Source organism: Xanthomonas sp. NCPPB 2632, from assembly GCF_041228075.2.
In the GTDB taxonomy this organism is placed as follows: domain Bacteria; phylum Pseudomonadota; class Gammaproteobacteria; order Xanthomonadales; family Rhodanobacteraceae; genus Luteibacter.
In genome coordinates this window covers 3,866,986-3,883,119 of sequence record NZ_CM192979.1, presented here as the reverse complement: position 1 = coordinate 3,883,119, position 16,134 = coordinate 3,866,986, and the positions used below count along the sequence as shown (strand labels likewise).

Here is a 16,134-nt window from a genome sequence, read left to right as displayed (position 1 = left end):
TGTCGGAAATGGGACATCGGGAGTCGAGGGCAGCGATGCCCTGCGGTACGAATCTCGATCTCCGATTTTCGATTCATCCGATTTTTGATCGACCCATTACTGAGCCGAGGCGGTACCCACCATGACCTACTCGTTTACCGAGAAGAAGCGCATCCGTAAGGATTTCGGCAAGCGCCCGCCCGTCCTGGGCGTGCCCAACCTGCTGACCATCCAGACCGACTCGTACAAAGAATTCCTGCAGGAGCAGGTCAGCTCCAAGCATCGCGAGGAGAAGGGCCTGCACGCCGCGCTGAAGTCGGTGTTCCCGATTTCCAGCTACTCCGGCAATGCCGCGCTCGAATACGTCGACTACAGGCTCGGCGAACCCGCGTTCGATGAACGTGAATGCCGTAACCGTGGCATGACCTTCGGTGCGCCGCTGCGCACGACGGTCCGCCTGGTGATCTACGACAAGGACAGCCCGGCCTCGAAGAAGGCCGTGAAGTACGTCAAGGAGCAGGAGGTCTACATGGGCGAGATCCCGCTCATGACCGACACCGGCACCTTCATCATCAACGGCACCGAGCGCGTCATCGTCTCGCAGCTGCACCGTTCGCCGGGCGTGTTCTTCGACCACGACCGCGGCAAGACGCACAGCTCGGGCAAGCTGCTGTTCTCGGCCCGCGTCATTCCTTACCGTGGCTCGTGGCTGGACTTCGAGTTCGACCCGAAGGACGCTCTGTTCACCCGTATCGATCGTCGCCGCAAGCTGCCGGTGACGGTGCTGCTGCGCGCGCTCGGTTACGGCAACGAGGAGATGCTCGACATCTTCTTCGAGCACAACGTGTTCCACCTCGGCAAGAAGGGCGGCGTCATGCTCGACCTGGTCGCCGAGCGCCTGCGTGGTGAAACCCTGTCCTTCGATCTGTTGATCGACGGCAAGGTGCTGGTGGAAGCCGGCAAGCGCATCACCGCGCGCCACGTGCGCCAGCTGGCCAGCGAGAAGATCACCACGCTCGAAGTGCCGGACGATTACCCGGTCGGCCGCATCGTGGCCGTCGACATGATCGACAAGGACACCGGCGAGATCATCGCCGCGGCCAACGACGAGCTGACGCTCGAGCACCTCGAGAAGTTCCGCAAGGGCGGGATCGAGACCGTGCCGACGCTGTACGTCAACGACCTCGATCGCGGTGCGTACATCTCGAACACGCTGCGCATCGACAACACGCGCACGCAGCTCGAGGCCCTGGTCGAAATCTACCGGATGATGCGTCCGGGCGAGCCGCCGACCAAGGACGCCGCGCAGAACCTGTTCTTCAACCTGTTCTTCACCTTCGACCGCTACGACCTCTCGGGCGTCGGCCGCATGAAGTTCAACCGTCGTGTCGGCCGCAAGGACGTCGTCGGTCCGGGCGTGCTCTACGACCACAAGTACTTCAGCGAGCGCAAGGAAGAGGAATCGCAGCGTCTGGTCGCCGAGCAGGGCGAGACCTCCGACATCCTCGACGTGCTCCGCGTCCTGATCGACATCCGCAACGGCACCGGTACGGTCGACGATATCGACCACCTGGGTAACCGTCGCGTGCGTTCGGTCGGCGAAATGGCGGAAAACACCTTCCGCATCGGTCTGGTCCGCGTCGAGCGCGCGGTTCGCGAGCGCCTGTCGCTGGCCGAGTCCGAGGGCCTGACCCCGCAGGAACTGATCAACGCCAAGCCCGTTGCGGCGGCGGTGAAGGAGTTCTTCGGTTCGTCGCAGCTCTCGCAGTTCATGGATCAGAACAACCCGCTGTCCGAAGTGACCCACAAGCGCCGCGTGTCTGCGCTCGGACCGGGTGGCCTGACCCGTGAGCGCGCCGGCTTCGAAGTGCGCGACGTGCACCCGACCCATTACGGCCGCGTCTGCACCATCGAAACGCCGGAAGGCCCGAACATCGGCCTGATCAACTCGCTGGCCGTGTATGCCCGCACCAACGCCTACGGCTTCCTCGAGACGCCGTACCGCAAGGTCGAGAGCGGCAAGGTCACCGACAAGGTCGATTACCTCTCCGCGATCGAAGAGGGCGACCACGTGATCGCCCAGGCGAACTCGCCGCTGTCGAAGGAAGGCAAGTTCCTCGAAGATTTCGTGTCCTGCCGCTTCCGTGGTGAGTCCGAGCTGCGTCCGTCGGCCGAGATCAACTACATGGACGTCTCGCCCATGCAGACGGTGTCGGTGGCGGCGGCGCTCGTGCCCTTCCTCGAGCACGATGACGCGAACCGCGCCCTGATGGGCGCGAACATGCAGCGCCAGGCCGTTCCCACCCTGCGCAGCCAGAAGCCGCTCGTCGGCACGGGCATCGAGCGCGCCGTGGCGCGCGACTCGGGCGTCACCGTGTCCGCCAAGCGCGGCGGTGTCATCGACCAGGTCGATGCCGCCCGTATCGTCGTGCGCGTCAACGAAGTGGAAGTGGACGAGAACGACGCCGGCGTCGATATCTACACGCTCACCAAGTACACCCGCTCCAACCAGAACACCAACCTCAACCAGCGTCCGCTGGTGAACGTCGGTGACGTGGTGGCCGTGGGCGATACCCTGGCGGACGGCTCCTCGACCGATCTGGGCGAGCTTGCGCTCGGCCAGAACATGCTCGTGGCCTTCATGCCGTGGAACGGCTACAACTTCGAAGACTCGATCCTGATCTCCGAGCGCGTGGTCCAGGAAGATCGCTATACCTCGATCCATATCGAGGAGATGACCTGCATCGCCCGTGACACCAAGCTGGGCGCCGAGGAAATCACGGCCGATATCCCGAACGTCGGCGAGCAGGCCCTGGCCCGCCTCGATGAGTCCGGCATCGTCTACATCGGTGCGGAAGTGAAGGCCGGCGACATCCTGGTCGGTAAGGTCACGCCCAAGGGCGAAAGCCAGCTGACCCCGGAAGAAAAGCTCCTGCGCGCCATCTTCGGCGAGAAGGCCTCGGACGTGAAGGACAGCTCGCTGCGCGTGCCCCCGGGCATGGACGGCAACGTCATCGACGTGCAGGTCTTCACCCGCGACGGCATCGAGAAGGACAAGCGCGCCAAGCAGATCGAAGAAACCGAACTGAAGCGGATCCGCAAGGATCTGGACGACCAGTTCCGCATCCTCGAGGGCGCGATCTACGCCCGCATGCGCTCGCAGCTGGTCGGTAAGTCCGCGATGAGCGGTCCGGGCGGGCTCAAGCGCGGCGTGGTCATCGACGACGCCTACCTCGATACGCTCAAGAAAGACGACTGGTTCAAGATCAACGTCAAGGAAGAGGAAGTCTCGGAGTTCCTCGAGCGCGCGGCCGACCAGGTCAAGCGCCATCGCGAGGCCTTCGACAAGCGTTTCAAGGAGAAGCAGGGCAAGATCACCCAGGGCGACGACCTCGCCCCGGGCGTGCTCAAGATGGTGAAGGTGTACCTCGCCGTGAAGCGCCGCATCCAGCCGGGCGACAAGATGGCAGGCCGTCACGGTAACAAGGGTGTGGTCTCGATGATCGTCCCGGTCGAGGACATGCCGTTCTCCGCCGACGGTCGTCCGGTCGACATCTGCCTGAACCCGCTGGGCGTGCCGTCGCGTATGAACATCGGTCAGATTCTCGAGGTCCATCTGGGCTGGGCCGCCAAGGGCCTGGGCCACAAGATCTCGGCCATGATCGAAGCCAACGAGAAGCCGGCCAAGCTGCGCGAGTTCCTCGACGAGGTCTACAACCACGGCAACGCCGGTGCGGAAGGTGCGGTGCGCCATGTCGACCTCAAGTCGATGACGGACGCCGAGATCATCCAGCTGGCCGACAACCTGCGTGACGGCGTGCCCATGGCGACGCCCGTCTTCGACGGTGCCGAAGAGACCGAAATCAAGCACATGCTGAAGCTCGCCGATCTGCCGGAATCCGGTCAGACGACGCTCTACGACGGCCGTACCGGCGAGGCGTTCGATCGCCCGGTCACCGTGGGCTACATGCACATGCTCAAGCTGAACCATCTCGTCGACGACAAGATGCACGCGCGTTCCACCGGTCCGTACTCGCTCGTTACCCAGCAGCCGCTGGGCGGCAAGGCGCAGTTCGGCGGCCAGCGCTTCGGCGAAATGGAAGTCTGGGCGCTCGAAGCCTACGGCGCGGCGTACACCCTGCAGGAAATGCTGACCGTCAAGTCGGACGACGTGCAGGGCCGTAACCAGATGTACAAGAACATTGTCGACGGCAACCACGAGATGGCCGCGGGCATGCCGGAATCCTTCAACGTGCTCGTGAAGGAAATCCGCTCGCTCGCGATCGACATCGAGCTGGAAGAGATCAAGTGATCGTCGCGGCTACCGGAGATTACGCATGAAAGACCTGCTCAATCTGTTCAACCAGCAGCGACAGACGCTGGATTTCGACGCGATCAAGATCGCCCTGGCATCGCCGGAGCTGATCCGTTCGTGGTCGTACGGCGAAGTGAAGAAGCCGGAAACCATCAACTACCGCACGTTCAAGCCCGAGCGTGACGGTCTGTTCTGCGCGGCCATCTTCGGCCCGATCAAGGACTACGAGTGCCTGTGCGGCAAGTACAAGCGCATGAAGCACCGTGGCGTGGTCTGCGAGAAGTGCGGCACCGAGGTCACCCTGGCCAAGGTCCGTCGCGAGCGCATGGGCCACATCGAGCTGGCCAGCCCGACCGCGCACATCTGGTTCCTGAAGTCGCTGCCCTCGCGCATCGGCCTCATGCTGGACATGACGCTGCGTGACATCGAGCGCATCCTGTACTTCGAAGCCTTCGTGGTGATCGATCCAGGCCTGACCGCGCTCGAGCGCGGCCAGCTGCTCAGCGAAGACCAGTACCTGGAGGCGACCGAAGAGCACGGTGACGAGTTCGATGCCCGCATGGGTGCCGAAGCCGTCTACGAGCTGCTGAAGAGCCTCGACCTGCCGGGCGAAGTCATCCGCCTCAAGGAAGAGATCACGGCGACCAACTCCGAGACCAAGCTCAAGCGCCTCACCAAGCGCGTGAAGCTGATCGAGGCGTTCCTGGAGTCCGGCAACAAGCCGGAGTGGATGGTCATGACCGTCCTTCCCGTGTTGCCGCCCGACCTGCGTCCGCTGGTGCCGCTGGATGGCGGTCGTTTCGCCACGTCCGACCTGAACGACCTGTACCGCCGCGTCATCAACCGTAACAACCGCCTGAAGCGCCTGCTCGAACTCGCTGCGCCGGACATCATCGTCCGCAACGAGAAGCGCATGCTGCAGGAATCGGTCGATGCGCTGCTCGACAATGGCCGTCGCGGTCGTGCCATCACCGGCACGAACAAGCGCGCGCTGAAGTCGCTGGCCGACATGATCAAGGGCAAGCAGGGCCGCTTCCGCCAGAACCTGCTCGGCAAGCGCGTCGACTACTCGGGCCGTTCGGTCATCGTGGTCGGCCCGACGCTGCGCCTGCACCAGTGCGGCCTGCCGAAGAAGATGGCGCTCGAGCTGTTCAAGCCCTTCATCTTCGCCAAGCTGCAGGCTCGTGGCGAAGCCACGACCATCAAGGCCGCGAAGAAGCTCGTCGAGCGCGAAGAGGCCCAGGTGTGGGATATCCTGGAAGACGTGATCCGCGAACATCCGGTCATGCTCAACCGCGCCCCGACCCTGCATCGCCTGGGCATCCAGGCGTTCGAGCCGGTCCTGATCGAAGGCAAGGCGATCCAGCTGCATCCGCTCGTCTGCACGGCGTTCAACGCCGACTTCGACGGTGACCAGATGGCGGTCCACGTGCCGCTGTCGATCGAGGCGCAGCTCGAAGCCCGCGCCCTGATGATGTCGTCGAACAACATCCTGTCGCCCGCCAACGGCGAGCCGATCATCGTGCCGTCGCAGGACGTCGTGCTCGGCCTGTACTACATGACCCGCGAGCTGATCAACGCGAAGGGCGCCGGTATGGTGTTCGCGAACGTCGGCGAAGTGCGTCGTGCGTACGACAATCGTGCCGTCGAGCTGCACGCCAAGGTCAAGGTTCGCGTGCACATGACCGAGCAGGACTCGGAAGGTGCCACGTCGTCGCGTACGGCCATCGTCGATACGACGGTCGGTCGCGCGCTGCTCATGGAGATCATCCCGGACGGCCTCCCGTTCGCGCTGGTCAACACCGAGCTGACCAAGAAGAACATCTCGCGCCTGATCAACCAGAGCTACCGTCTGCTCGGCCTGAAGGAATCGGTCGTGTTCGCCGACAAGCTGATGTACACCGGCTTCCGTTTCGCGACGCGCGCCGGTATCTCCATCGGCATCGACGACATGAAGATCCCGGCCGAGAAGAAGGGCATCCTCGAGGAAGCCGAGAAGGAAGTCGTCGAGATCCAGGAGCAGTACCAGTCGGGCCTGGTCACCGCCGGCGAGCGCTACAACAAGGTCGTCGACATCTGGAGCCGCACCAACGAACTCGTCGCCAAGGCGATGATCGACGGTATCGGCACCGAGAAGGTCGAGGACGCCGACGGCAAGACGGTCAACCAGAAGTCGATGAACTCGCTGTACATCATGGCCGACTCCGGCGCGCGTGGTAGCGCGGCGCAGATTCGCCAGCTGGCCGGCATGCGCGGCCTGATGGCCCGTCCCGATGGCTCCATCATCGAGACGCCCATCAAGGCGAACTTCCGCGAGGGCCTCAACGTCCTGCAGTACTTCAACTCGACCCACGGTGCCCGTAAGGGCCTCGCGGATACCGCGCTGAAGACCGCCAACTCCGGTTACCTCACGCGTCGTCTCGTCGACGTGGCGCAGGACGTCGTCATCACCGAGCACGATTGCGGCACGGAAGACGGCGTCATGATGTCCCCGATCGTCGAAGGCGGCGACGTGGTCGAGCCGTTGCGCGATCGCGTGCTCGGTCGTGTCGTGGTCGAGGACGTCTACGCCCCCGGCGACGACGACCAGCCGATCGTCACCCGCGACACGCTGCTCGACGAGTACCTGGTCGACAAGCTCGACAAGGCGTCGGTGCAGCTGATCAAGGTGCGTTCGCCGATCACCTGCCGTGCCAGCCACGGCGTGTGCGCCCTGTGCTACGGCCGCGACCTGGCTCGTGGTCACCTGGTCAACATGGGTGAGGCCGTGGGCGTCGTCGCTGCACAGTCCATCGGTGAACCGGGTACCCAGCTCACCATGCGTACGTTCCACATCGGTGGTGCGGCGTCGCGTGCGGCTGCGGTCGACAACGTCACCGTGCGTACCACCGGCGCGCTGAAGTTCAACAACCTGAAGTCGGTCGAGCACAACCAGGGTCACCTGGTCGCCGTCTCGCGTTCGGGCGAAGTGAGCGTCATCGATGCCAACGGTCGCGAGCGCGAGCGTTACAAGGTGCCTTACGGCGCGACCATCTCCGTCAAGGACGGCGATCCGGTCAAGTCGGGCCAGACGGTCGCCAACTGGGATCCGCATACCCATCCGATCGTCACGGAAGTGGCCGGTGTGGTGCGCTTCATCGACTTCATCGACGGTATCACCGTGCAGTCGCAGACCGATGAGCTGACCGGTCTGGAGTCGGCGGTGGTTACCGATCCGAAGCGTCGCGGTACGCAGGCCAAGGATCTGCGCCCGATCGTCCGCCTGGAAGACAGCAAGGGCCGTGAGCTCAAGCTGCCGGGTACGGACATCGCGGCCCAGTACTTCCTGCCGGCCGGCGCCATCGTGTCGATCCAGAACGGTACGGAAGTGGGCGTGGGTGACGTGGTCGCCCGTATCCCGCAGGAAACCTCGAAGACCCGCGACATCACGGGTGGTCTGCCGCGCGTGGCCGATCTGTTCGAAGCCCGCAAGCCGAAGGAGCCGGCGATCCTCGCGGAGCGCTCGGGTATCGTCAGCTTCGGCAAGGACACCAAGGGCAAGCAGCGCCTGATCATCAAGGACGTGGACGGCAACGAGCACGAGGAGCTGATTCCCAAGTGGCGTCAGGTCATCGTCTTCGAAGGCGAGCATGTGGAGAAGGGCGAGACCGTCGTCGACGGCGAGCCGAATCCGCACGACATCCTGCGCCTGCTGGGTGTGGAGCCGCTGGCTTCGTACCTGGTCAAGGAAATCCAGGACGTCTACCGCCTGCAGGGCGTGAAGATCAACGACAAACACATCGAAGCGATCATTCGCCAGATGCTGCGCAAGGTCGAGATCACCGAGGCGGGTGACAGCACCTACCTGCGCGGTGAGCAGGTCGAGCGCGTCCGGATCAACGAAGAGAACGACCGTGCCGAGGCTCGCGGTGAGCGTCGTGCCGGGTTTGAATCGGTCCTGCTGGGCATCACCAAGGCCTCGCTGGCCACCGAGTCGTTCATCTCGGCGGCATCGTTCCAGGAGACCACCCGCGTTCTCACCGAGGCGGCGGTTCGTGGTACCCGGGATACGTTGCGGGGCCTGAAGGAAAATGTTATTGTTGGGCGGCTAATCCCTGCAGGTACGGGTCTGGCATACCACGCTTCGCGTCGTAGCCAGGGCGGTCTGACGGCTTCGGAGCTCGAAACCCTCTCGGGTTCGGCGCCGGCCGTTTCGTTCGCCGAAGCCCCTGCCGGGTCCAACGATAGCGCTGAGTAAGGCCCGTATTCCGGGTTTTGCTCGTACATACGAAATGAGGCGCAGGGACGCGCCTCGTGTTCGGATTCAGGGACGATGGGCGCCGGCTCGCTTCGTGGGCGGCGCACGTCAACAACGTTTCTCTGGCGGGCCGATCTTTCGGTCTGCCTTTATGTTTCTCAGGAATAGCTTCGCATGACGACAGTCAACCAGTTGGTGCGCAAATCCCGCAGCCCGAAGGCGTACAAAAGCGCCTCCCCGGCCCTGCAGAGCAGCCCGCAGCGCCGCGGCGTCTGCACGCGCGTGTATACGACCACCCCGAAGAAGCCGAACTCGGCACTGCGTAAGGTTGCCAAGGTGCGCCTGACCAACGGTTTCGAAGTCATCAGCTACATCGGTGGCGAAGGTCACAATCTCCAGGAGCACTCGGTGGTCCTGATCCGCGGCGGTCGCGTCAAGGATCTCCCCGGTGTGCGTTACCACACGGTTCGCGGCAGTCTCGACTGCGCCGGCGTGACCAAGCGTCGCAAGTCGCGCTCGAAGTACGGCGCCAAGCGCCCGAAGAGCTGAGTAAAGGACAAGAATTATGTCGCGTAAAGGTTCCCATCCCGCCCGTGTGGTCCTCCCGGACCCGAAGCACGGAAGCCAGCTGATTGCCCGCTTCATCAATATGGTGATGAAGTCCGGCAAGAAGTCCGTCGCCGAATCCATCGTGTACGGCGCTCTCGAAGAAATCGGCAAGAAGCACGCTGAAGCCGTGCAACTCGTCGAGAAGGCCCTGGGCAATATCGCCCCGGCCGTCGAGGTGAAGTCGCGCCGTGTCGGTGGTGCCACGTACCAGGTGCCGGTCGAAGTCCGTCCGGGCCGTCGTATGGCGCTTGCCATGCGCTGGGTGATCGACGCAGCGCGCAAGCGCGGTGAGACGTCCATGCCGCGCAAGCTGGCCGCCGAACTGCTCGAAGCCTCGGAATCCCGTGGCGGCGCCGTCAAGAAGCGCGAAGAAACGCACCGCATGGCGGAGGCCAACAAGGCCTTCTCGCATTACCGCTGGTAATTTCAGCTCCAGATTGAGGAAAGACCGTGGCACGCACTACGCCCATCGAGCGCTACCGCAACTTCGGCATCATGGCTCACATCGACGCCGGCAAGACCACGACCACCGAGCGTATCCTGTTCTACACCGGTGTCAGTCATAAGATTGGCGAGGTGCATGACGGTGCCGCTACGATGGACTGGATGGAGCAGGAGCAGGAGCGCGGCATCACCATCACTTCCGCTGCCACCACGGCATTCTGGAAGGGCATGGACCGTTCGCTGCCCGAGCACCGCTTCAACATCATCGACACCCCGGGACACGTCGACTTTACCATCGAGGTGGAGCGTTCGCTCCGCGTGCTCGACGGTGCGGTGTTCGTGCTCTGTGCCGTCGGTGGCGTGCAGCCGCAGTCCGAAACCGTCTGGCGTCAGGCCAACCGTTACAAGGTGCCGCGTCTCGCGTTCGTCAACAAGATGGACCGCACCGGCGCCAACTTCTACAAGGTGGTCGATCAGCTGAAGGCTCGCCTTGGCGCCAATCCGGTGCCGATGCAGGTGCCGATCGGTGCCGAAGACAACTTCGAAGGCGTCGTCGACCTCCTCAAGATGAAGGCTATCAGCTGGGACATGGAGTCCCAGGGCATGAAGTTCGATTACAAGGACATTCCGGCCGAACTGCTCGAGAAGTCGAAGCAGGCTCGTACCGATATGATCGAAGCCGCCGCGGAAGCGACGGAAGAGTACATGGACAAGTACCTGGGTGGCGAAGAGCTGACCGAGGCCGAGATCATCGAAGGCCTGCGTCTGCGTACGCTGCGTAGCGAGATCATTCCGGTGTTCTGCGGCACGGCGTTCAAGAACAAGGGCGTCCAGGCCATGCTCGACGCGGTGGTCAACCTGCTTCCGTCGCCCCTCGACCGCCCGCCGGTCGAAGGCATCGACGAGAACGAGCAGCCGGATACCCGCGAAGCGAAGGACGATGCTCCGTTCTCCGCGCTGGCGTTCAAGATCATGACCGACCCGTTCGTCGGTGCGCTTACGTTCTTCCGTGTCTATTCGGGCACGCTGAATGCGGGCGACCCGGTCTACAACCCGGTCAAGTCGAAGAAAGAGCGCATCGGCCGCATGCTGCAGATGCATGCCAACGAGCGTCACGAACTGAAGGAAGTCCGCGCGGGCGACATCGCCGCCGCGGTCGGCCTGAAGGACGTCACGACCGGCGATACGCTCTGCTCGCAGGACAAGATCATCACCCTCGAGCGCATGTCGTTCCCGGAGCCGGTGATCTCGATGGCGGTCGAGCCGAAGACCAAGTCGGACCAGGAAAAGATGGGTGTCGCCCTCGGCCGCCTGGCCGCGGAAGATCCGTCGTTCCGCGTCAAGACGGACGAAGAGTCGGGTCAGACGATCATCTCGGGCATGGGCGAGCTTCACCTGGACATCCTGGTGGACCGCATGCGTCGCGAGTTCAACGTCGAGGCCAACGTGGGCAAGCCGCAGGTCGCTTACCGCGAAACGATTCAGGCCGCGGACGTCAAGTCGGACTACAAGCACGCCAAGCAGTCGGGTGGTAAGGGTCAGTACGGTCACGTCGTGATCGAGCTGTCGCCGATCTCCGATGCCGATCGTGCCGATCCCAAGATCGCACCGTCGATCAAGGACGACTTCCTCTTCATCAACGACATCTCCGGTGGCGTGATTCCGAAGGAATTCATTCCTTCGGTCGAGAAGGGTCTCCGTGAGACGATCACCAGTGGTCCGCTCGCGGGCTTCCCGGTGGTGAACGTGAAGGTCAAGCTCGTCTTCGGTTCGTACCATGACGTCGACTCCTCGGAAATGGCGTTCAAGCTCGCCTCGTCGATGGCGTTCAAGCAGGGTTTCGCCAAGGCGAAGCCGGTTCTGCTCGAGCCGATCATGAAGGTCGAAGTCGTGACGCCGCCGGACTACGTCGGTGACGTGATGGGCGATATCTCGCGCCGTCGCGGCATGCTGACCGGTCAGGAAGAAACGCCGTCGGGCAACACGATCAACGCGATGATCCCGCTTGGCGAGATGTTCGGTTATGCGACGACGATCCGCTCGCTGTCGCAGGGTCGTGCCACGTTCACGATGGAATTCGATCATTACGAGCCGGCGCCGAGCAACATCGCCGAAGAGGTCATGAAGAAGTCCTGATCGGGCTTCTTCATTAAAACTTTCAACGATTTTTCAGAGGTTTCAGAGTCATGGCAAAGGGTAAGTTCGAGCGCAAGAAGCCGCACGTCAACGTCGGCACCATCGGTCACGTCGATCACGGCAAGACCACGCTGACGGCCGCGCTGACCAAGATCGGCGCCGAGCGCTTCGGTGGCGAATTCAAGGACTACGGTTCGATCGATGCGGCGCCGGAAGAGAAGGCACGCGGCATCACGATCTCGACCGCGCACGTGGAATACGAATCGCCGATGCGCCACTACGGCCACGTCGATTGCCCGGGCCACGCCGACTACGTGAAGAACATGATCACGGGTGCCGCGCAGATGGACGGCGCGATCCTGGTCTGCTCCGCTGCCGACGGCCCGATGCCGCAGACGCGTGAGCACATCCTGCTGTCGCGCCAGGTGGGCGTGCCGTACATCGTGGTCTTCCTGAACAAGGCGGACATGGTGGACGACGCCGAGCTGCTCGAGCTGGTGGAGATGGAAGTCCGCGAACTGCTGTCGAAGTACGAGTTCCCGGGCGACGACACCCCGATCGTGCACGGTTCGGCCCGTCTCGCCCTCGAGGGCGACCAGTCCGAGATCGGCGTGCCGTCGATCATCAAGCTGGTCGACGCACTCGACAGCTGGATCCCGGAGCCGGAGCGCGTGATCGACAAGCCGTTCCTGCTGCCGGTGGAAGACGTGTTCTCGATCTCGGGTCGTGGCACGGTGCTGACCGGTCGCGTCGAGCGCGGTATCGTCAAGGTGGGTGACCCGGCCGAAGTGATCGGCCTGAAGGACACCCAGCAGACGACGGTCACGGGCGTGGAAATGTTCCGCAAGCTGCTCGACCAGGGTCAGGCCGGTGACAACGTCGGCGTGCTGGTTCGCGGCCTGAAGCGTGAAGACGTGGAGCGTGGCCAGGTGCTGGCGGCTCCGAAGTCGGTCACGCCGCACACCGAGTTCGAGGGTGAGGTGTACATCCTGTCGAAGGACGAGGGTGGCCGTCACACGCCGTTCTTCAGCAACTATCGTCCGCAGTTCTACTTCCGTACCACGGACGTGACCGGTTCGATCAAGCTGCCGGAAGGCGTCGAAATGGTGATGCCGGGTGACAACGTGAAGATCTCGGTGACCCTGGGCTTCCCGATCGCCATGGACGAAGGCCTGCGCTTCGCGATCCGCGAAGGCGGTCGTACCGTCGGCGCCGGCGTCGTCGCCAAGATCGTCAAGTAAGAAAGGACGGCCGGGCAGGGTGATCTGCCTGGGTGTCCCGAAGAGGCGGAGGCGAAAGCCTCCGCTTTTTTTTATGGCACGCCTCTTCCCTTTTTCTGATCGATCCGCTATAGTCGCCGAGTTATATCAGCCAGATCGCCTTCAAGGCGACGGCTCACAGCGAAATGAGGCGCACGGAATGTGCTTCGAGTTCGCAGGCATGGATGCCGAATGGAGTGCCGACTGGGTCACCGAGCGAGAGCTCTGTTGATCCGTATCGTTGTGTATTCTATACTTTTCTGTCTTGGCGGATCGTTTATGCGGTCCGCCTCGACTTTTTCGGGTCGCCCGGGTGGCTTCGTGCCACGCCACGGCGGCCCGTCGCGACACCTGCAAGTAGCTACATGGGTTGTGCGGGGCGGCGAGAAGCCACTCCGAATCACAAGAACGTTCTTTCGATAACAGGACACGGTTTTATGGCGAACCAAAAGATTCGCATTCGGCTCAAGGCCTTCGATCATCGCCTGATCGATCGTTCGGCCAGCGAAATCGTCGAGACGGCCAAGCGCACTGGCGCCACGGTCCTCGGCCCGATCCCGCTGCCGACCAAGATTGAGCGCTACACCATTCTGGTGTCGCCGCACGTCGATAAAGATGCCCGCGACCAGTACGAGACCCGTACGCACAAGCGCGTTCTGGACATCATCGACCCCAACGACAAAACCGTGGACGCGCTCATGAAGCTCGACCTCGCGGCTGGCGTTGACGTGCAGATCAAGCTCGGCTGAGCGGATAAAAGGATACGAAGATGAGTATCGGACTGGTTGGCCGCAAGTGCGGCATGAGCCGGCTCTTCACCGAAGACGGCCGCTCGATTCCGGTGACGCTGATTGAAGCGACCCCGAATCGTGTGACGCAGGTGAAGACCGAAGAAAACGACGGCTACAGCGCCGTGCAGGTAACGACGGGTGCCAAGCGCGCCTCGCTCCTGACCTCGCCGCTGAAGGGTCATTACGCCAATGCCAAGGTCGAGCCGGGCCGCGGTCTGTGGGAATTCCGCGTTTCCGCGGAAGACGCAGGCAAGTACGCGATCGGCACCGAGATCAAGGCGGATGACGTCTTCACCGTCGGTCAGACGGTCGACGTTGCCGGCGTGTCGAAGGGTAAGGGTTTCCAGGGCACCATCAAGCGTCACCATTTCAAGATGGGCGATGCCACGCACGGTAACTCGCTGTCGCATCGCGCCCCAGGCTCGATCGGCCAGCGCCAGACGCCGGGCCGCGTGTTCCCTGGTAAGAAGATGTCGGGCCACATGGGCGCGGTCAATCGCACCCAGCAGGGCCTCGAAGTGGTCAAGGTCGATGCCGAGCGTCACCTCATCGCTGTCAAGGGCGCTGTCCCTGGCGCGCCGGGTGGCGATGTCGTGATCCGTCCGACGACCAAGGGCTGAGGAGAGACGCCATGGAACTCAACGTTATTGGCGCCAAGGCGCTCACCGTGTCGGACGACGTGTTCGGCGGCGAGTACAAGAAGGCCCTCGTGCACCAGGTCGTCACCGCCTATCAGGCGGCTGGCCGTGCCGGCACGAAGGCTCAGCTGTCTCGCGGTCAGATGTCCGGTACGACCAAGAAGTTCAAGAAGCAGAAGGGTGGCGGTGCTCGCCACGGCGATTACCGCGCCCCGATCTTCGTCGGCGGTGGTGTGACGTTCGCGGCCAAGCCGCGCAGCTTCGAGCAGAAGGTCAACCGCAAGGCGTATCGCGTCGCGATTCGTTCCATCGTTGCCGAGCTCAACCGTCAGGATCGCCTGAAGGTCGTCACCGAGCTGTCGATGGAAGCCCCGAGCACCAAGGGCATGATCGCGAAGCTCGCCGAGCTCGAAGTCAAGGGTCGCGTGCTGCTGGTGTCGGAAGACGCCACCGAAGCGCTGTACCTGTCCGCCCGCAACATTCCGTATATCCACGTCGTCGACGTGCTGGCCCTGAATCCGGTCAGCCTTGTCGGTAGCGACTACGTCGTCATGACGGTGGACGCGGTCAAGAAGGTCGAGGAGTGGCTCGCATGAGCACCGAACGCACGCTCAATACGCTTCGCGCGCCGCACATCTCCGAGAAGTCGGCTCGCCTTGCTGAGAACAACCAGTACGTTTTCGTCGTGGCGCCTGAGGCGACCAAGGCCGATGTCCGTGCAGCGGTGGAACACCTTTTCGACGTCAAGGTCGAGAACGTGAACCTCGTGAACACCAAGGGCAAGGTCAAGTCGTTCCGCAATCGCACTGGCAACCGCCAGGGCAAGCGCAAGGCCTACGTGCGCCTCGCCGACGGTCATACGATCGACGTGTCGGCCAAGGCCTGAGCCAGGAGTTGAATTGAGATGGCACTGATCACTCACAAGCCGACCTCCCCGGGTCGTCGCGACGCAGTCAGCGTACGGACCGAAGGTCTGTACAAGGGCGCTCCTTATGCGCCCCTGACCGAATCGCAGTCGAAGACCGGCGGTCGCAACCATTACGGTCGCATCACCACCCGTCATCGCGGCGGCGGTCACAAGCAGGCGTACCGCATCATCGATTTCAAGCGCGACAAGGAAGGCATTGCCGCCGTTGTCGAGCGTCTTGAATACGATCCGAACCGCACCGCGCACATCGCGCTGCTGTGCTACGCCGACGGCGAGCGCCGCTACATCATCGCGCCGAAGGGCGTGTCGGTGGGCGACCGTCTCGTGTCCGGTTCCGACTCCCCGATCAAAGCGGGCAACTGCCTGCCGCTTCGTTCGATCCCGGTCGGTTCCACGATCCACTGCATCGAGATGAAGCCGGGCAAGGGTGCGCAGATCGCACGCTCCGCCGGTGCCTCGGTCCAGCTGGTCGCTCGCGAGCAGGGCTATGCCACGCTGCGTCTTCGCTCCGGCGAAATGCGTCGCGTACCGGTTGAATGCCGCGCCACCATCGGTGAAGTCGGCAACTCCGAACACAGCCTGCGCAAGCTCGGCAAGGCCGGTAAGAAGCGTTGGGCCGGCATTCGTCCTACGGTTCGCGGCGTCGTCATGAACCCGGTCGACCATCCGCATGGCGGTGGTGAAGGCAAGACCTCGGGTGGCCGTCATCCGGTCTCGCCGTGGGGCACGCCGACCAAGGGCTACAAGACGCGTAACAACAAGCGCACCGAGCAGTTCATCGTGCGTCGTCGCAAGTAA

Annotated in this window: 11 protein-coding genes; all 11 read left to right on the top strand. The window is 63.1% G+C overall.

The window, feature by feature from the left end:
- Positions 1-121: 121 nt before the first annotated feature.
- Positions 122-4,291 carry a DNA-directed RNA polymerase subunit beta gene (gene rpoB / locus AB8808_RS16590; protein WP_036140136.1) on the top strand — a complete coding sequence of 1,390 codons (4,170 nt, stop codon included), beginning with the start codon at positions 122-124 and terminating at the stop codon, positions 4,289-4,291.
- Positions 4,292-4,316: 25 nt separating this feature from the next.
- Positions 4,317-8,531 carry a DNA-directed RNA polymerase subunit beta' gene (gene rpoC, locus AB8808_RS16585; RefSeq protein ID WP_285405905.1) on the top strand — a complete coding sequence of 1,405 codons (4,215 nt, stop codon included), beginning with the start codon at positions 4,317-4,319 and terminating at the stop codon, positions 8,529-8,531.
- Between the two features lie 174 nt (positions 8,532-8,705).
- On the top strand, positions 8,706-9,080 hold the full coding sequence (rpsL, locus tag AB8808_RS16580; protein ID WP_036115505.1) for a 30S ribosomal protein S12: 375 nt from the start codon (positions 8,706-8,708) through the stop codon (positions 9,078-9,080).
- Between the two features lie 16 nt (positions 9,081-9,096).
- Positions 9,097-9,564, top strand: coding sequence for a 30S ribosomal protein S7 (gene rpsG / locus AB8808_RS16575; protein WP_036140138.1), 468 nt, complete (start codon positions 9,097-9,099; stop codon positions 9,562-9,564).
- Between the two features lie 26 nt (positions 9,565-9,590).
- Positions 9,591-11,720 carry an elongation factor G gene (fusA, locus tag AB8808_RS16570; protein ID WP_369930681.1) on the top strand — a complete coding sequence of 710 codons (2,130 nt, stop codon included), beginning with the start codon at positions 9,591-9,593 and terminating at the stop codon, positions 11,718-11,720.
- Positions 11,721-11,770: 50 nt separating this feature from the next.
- Entirely contained in the window at positions 11,771-12,961 is a 1,191-nt protein-coding gene (gene tuf, locus AB8808_RS16565) for an elongation factor Tu (RefSeq protein WP_036140122.1), read from the top strand.
- A gap of 455 nt (positions 12,962-13,416) precedes the next feature.
- Positions 13,417-13,728, top strand: a complete 312-nt coding sequence (gene rpsJ, locus AB8808_RS16560; RefSeq protein ID WP_036140140.1) for a 30S ribosomal protein S10 — start codon at positions 13,417-13,419, stop codon at positions 13,726-13,728.
- A 20-nt stretch (positions 13,729-13,748) separates the two neighbouring features.
- Positions 13,749-14,390, top strand: coding sequence for a 50S ribosomal protein L3 (rplC, locus tag AB8808_RS16555; protein ID WP_036140141.1), 642 nt, complete (start codon positions 13,749-13,751; stop codon positions 14,388-14,390).
- A gap of 11 nt (positions 14,391-14,401) precedes the next feature.
- Positions 14,402-15,004 carry a 50S ribosomal protein L4 gene (gene rplD / locus AB8808_RS16550; protein WP_036140143.1) on the top strand — a complete coding sequence of 201 codons (603 nt, stop codon included), beginning with the start codon at positions 14,402-14,404 and terminating at the stop codon, positions 15,002-15,004.
- Entirely contained in the window at positions 15,001-15,294 is a 294-nt protein-coding gene (gene rplW, locus AB8808_RS16545) for a 50S ribosomal protein L23 (RefSeq protein WP_036140147.1), read from the top strand. The genes rplD and rplW overlap by 4 nt, the downstream gene beginning before the upstream one ends.
- A gap of 18 nt (positions 15,295-15,312) precedes the next feature.
- A complete protein-coding gene (gene rplB, locus AB8808_RS16540) occupies positions 15,313-16,134 on the top strand; it encodes a 50S ribosomal protein L2 (protein ID WP_036140150.1) in 822 nt (273 codons plus the stop codon).

Coding starts and splice junctions, on each gene's coding strand:
- rpoB (WP_036140136.1), top strand. CDS start 122: ATGACCTACTCGTTTACCGAGAAGAAGCGCATCCGTAAGGATTTCGGC.
- rpoC (WP_285405905.1), top strand. CDS start 4,317: ATGAAAGACCTGCTCAATCTGTTCAACCAGCAGCGACAGACGCTGGAT.
- rpsL (WP_036115505.1), top strand. CDS start 8,706: ATGACGACAGTCAACCAGTTGGTGCGCAAATCCCGCAGCCCGAAGGCG.
- rpsG (WP_036140138.1), top strand. CDS start 9,097: ATGTCGCGTAAAGGTTCCCATCCCGCCCGTGTGGTCCTCCCGGACCCG.
- tuf (WP_036140122.1), top strand. CDS start 11,771: ATGGCAAAGGGTAAGTTCGAGCGCAAGAAGCCGCACGTCAACGTCGGC.
- rpsJ (WP_036140140.1), top strand. CDS start 13,417: ATGGCGAACCAAAAGATTCGCATTCGGCTCAAGGCCTTCGATCATCGC.
- rplC (WP_036140141.1), top strand. CDS start 13,749: ATGAGTATCGGACTGGTTGGCCGCAAGTGCGGCATGAGCCGGCTCTTC.
- rplD (WP_036140143.1), top strand. CDS start 14,402: ATGGAACTCAACGTTATTGGCGCCAAGGCGCTCACCGTGTCGGACGAC.
- rplW (WP_036140147.1), top strand. CDS start 15,001: ATGAGCACCGAACGCACGCTCAATACGCTTCGCGCGCCGCACATCTCC.
- rplB (WP_036140150.1), top strand. CDS start 15,313: ATGGCACTGATCACTCACAAGCCGACCTCCCCGGGTCGTCGCGACGCA.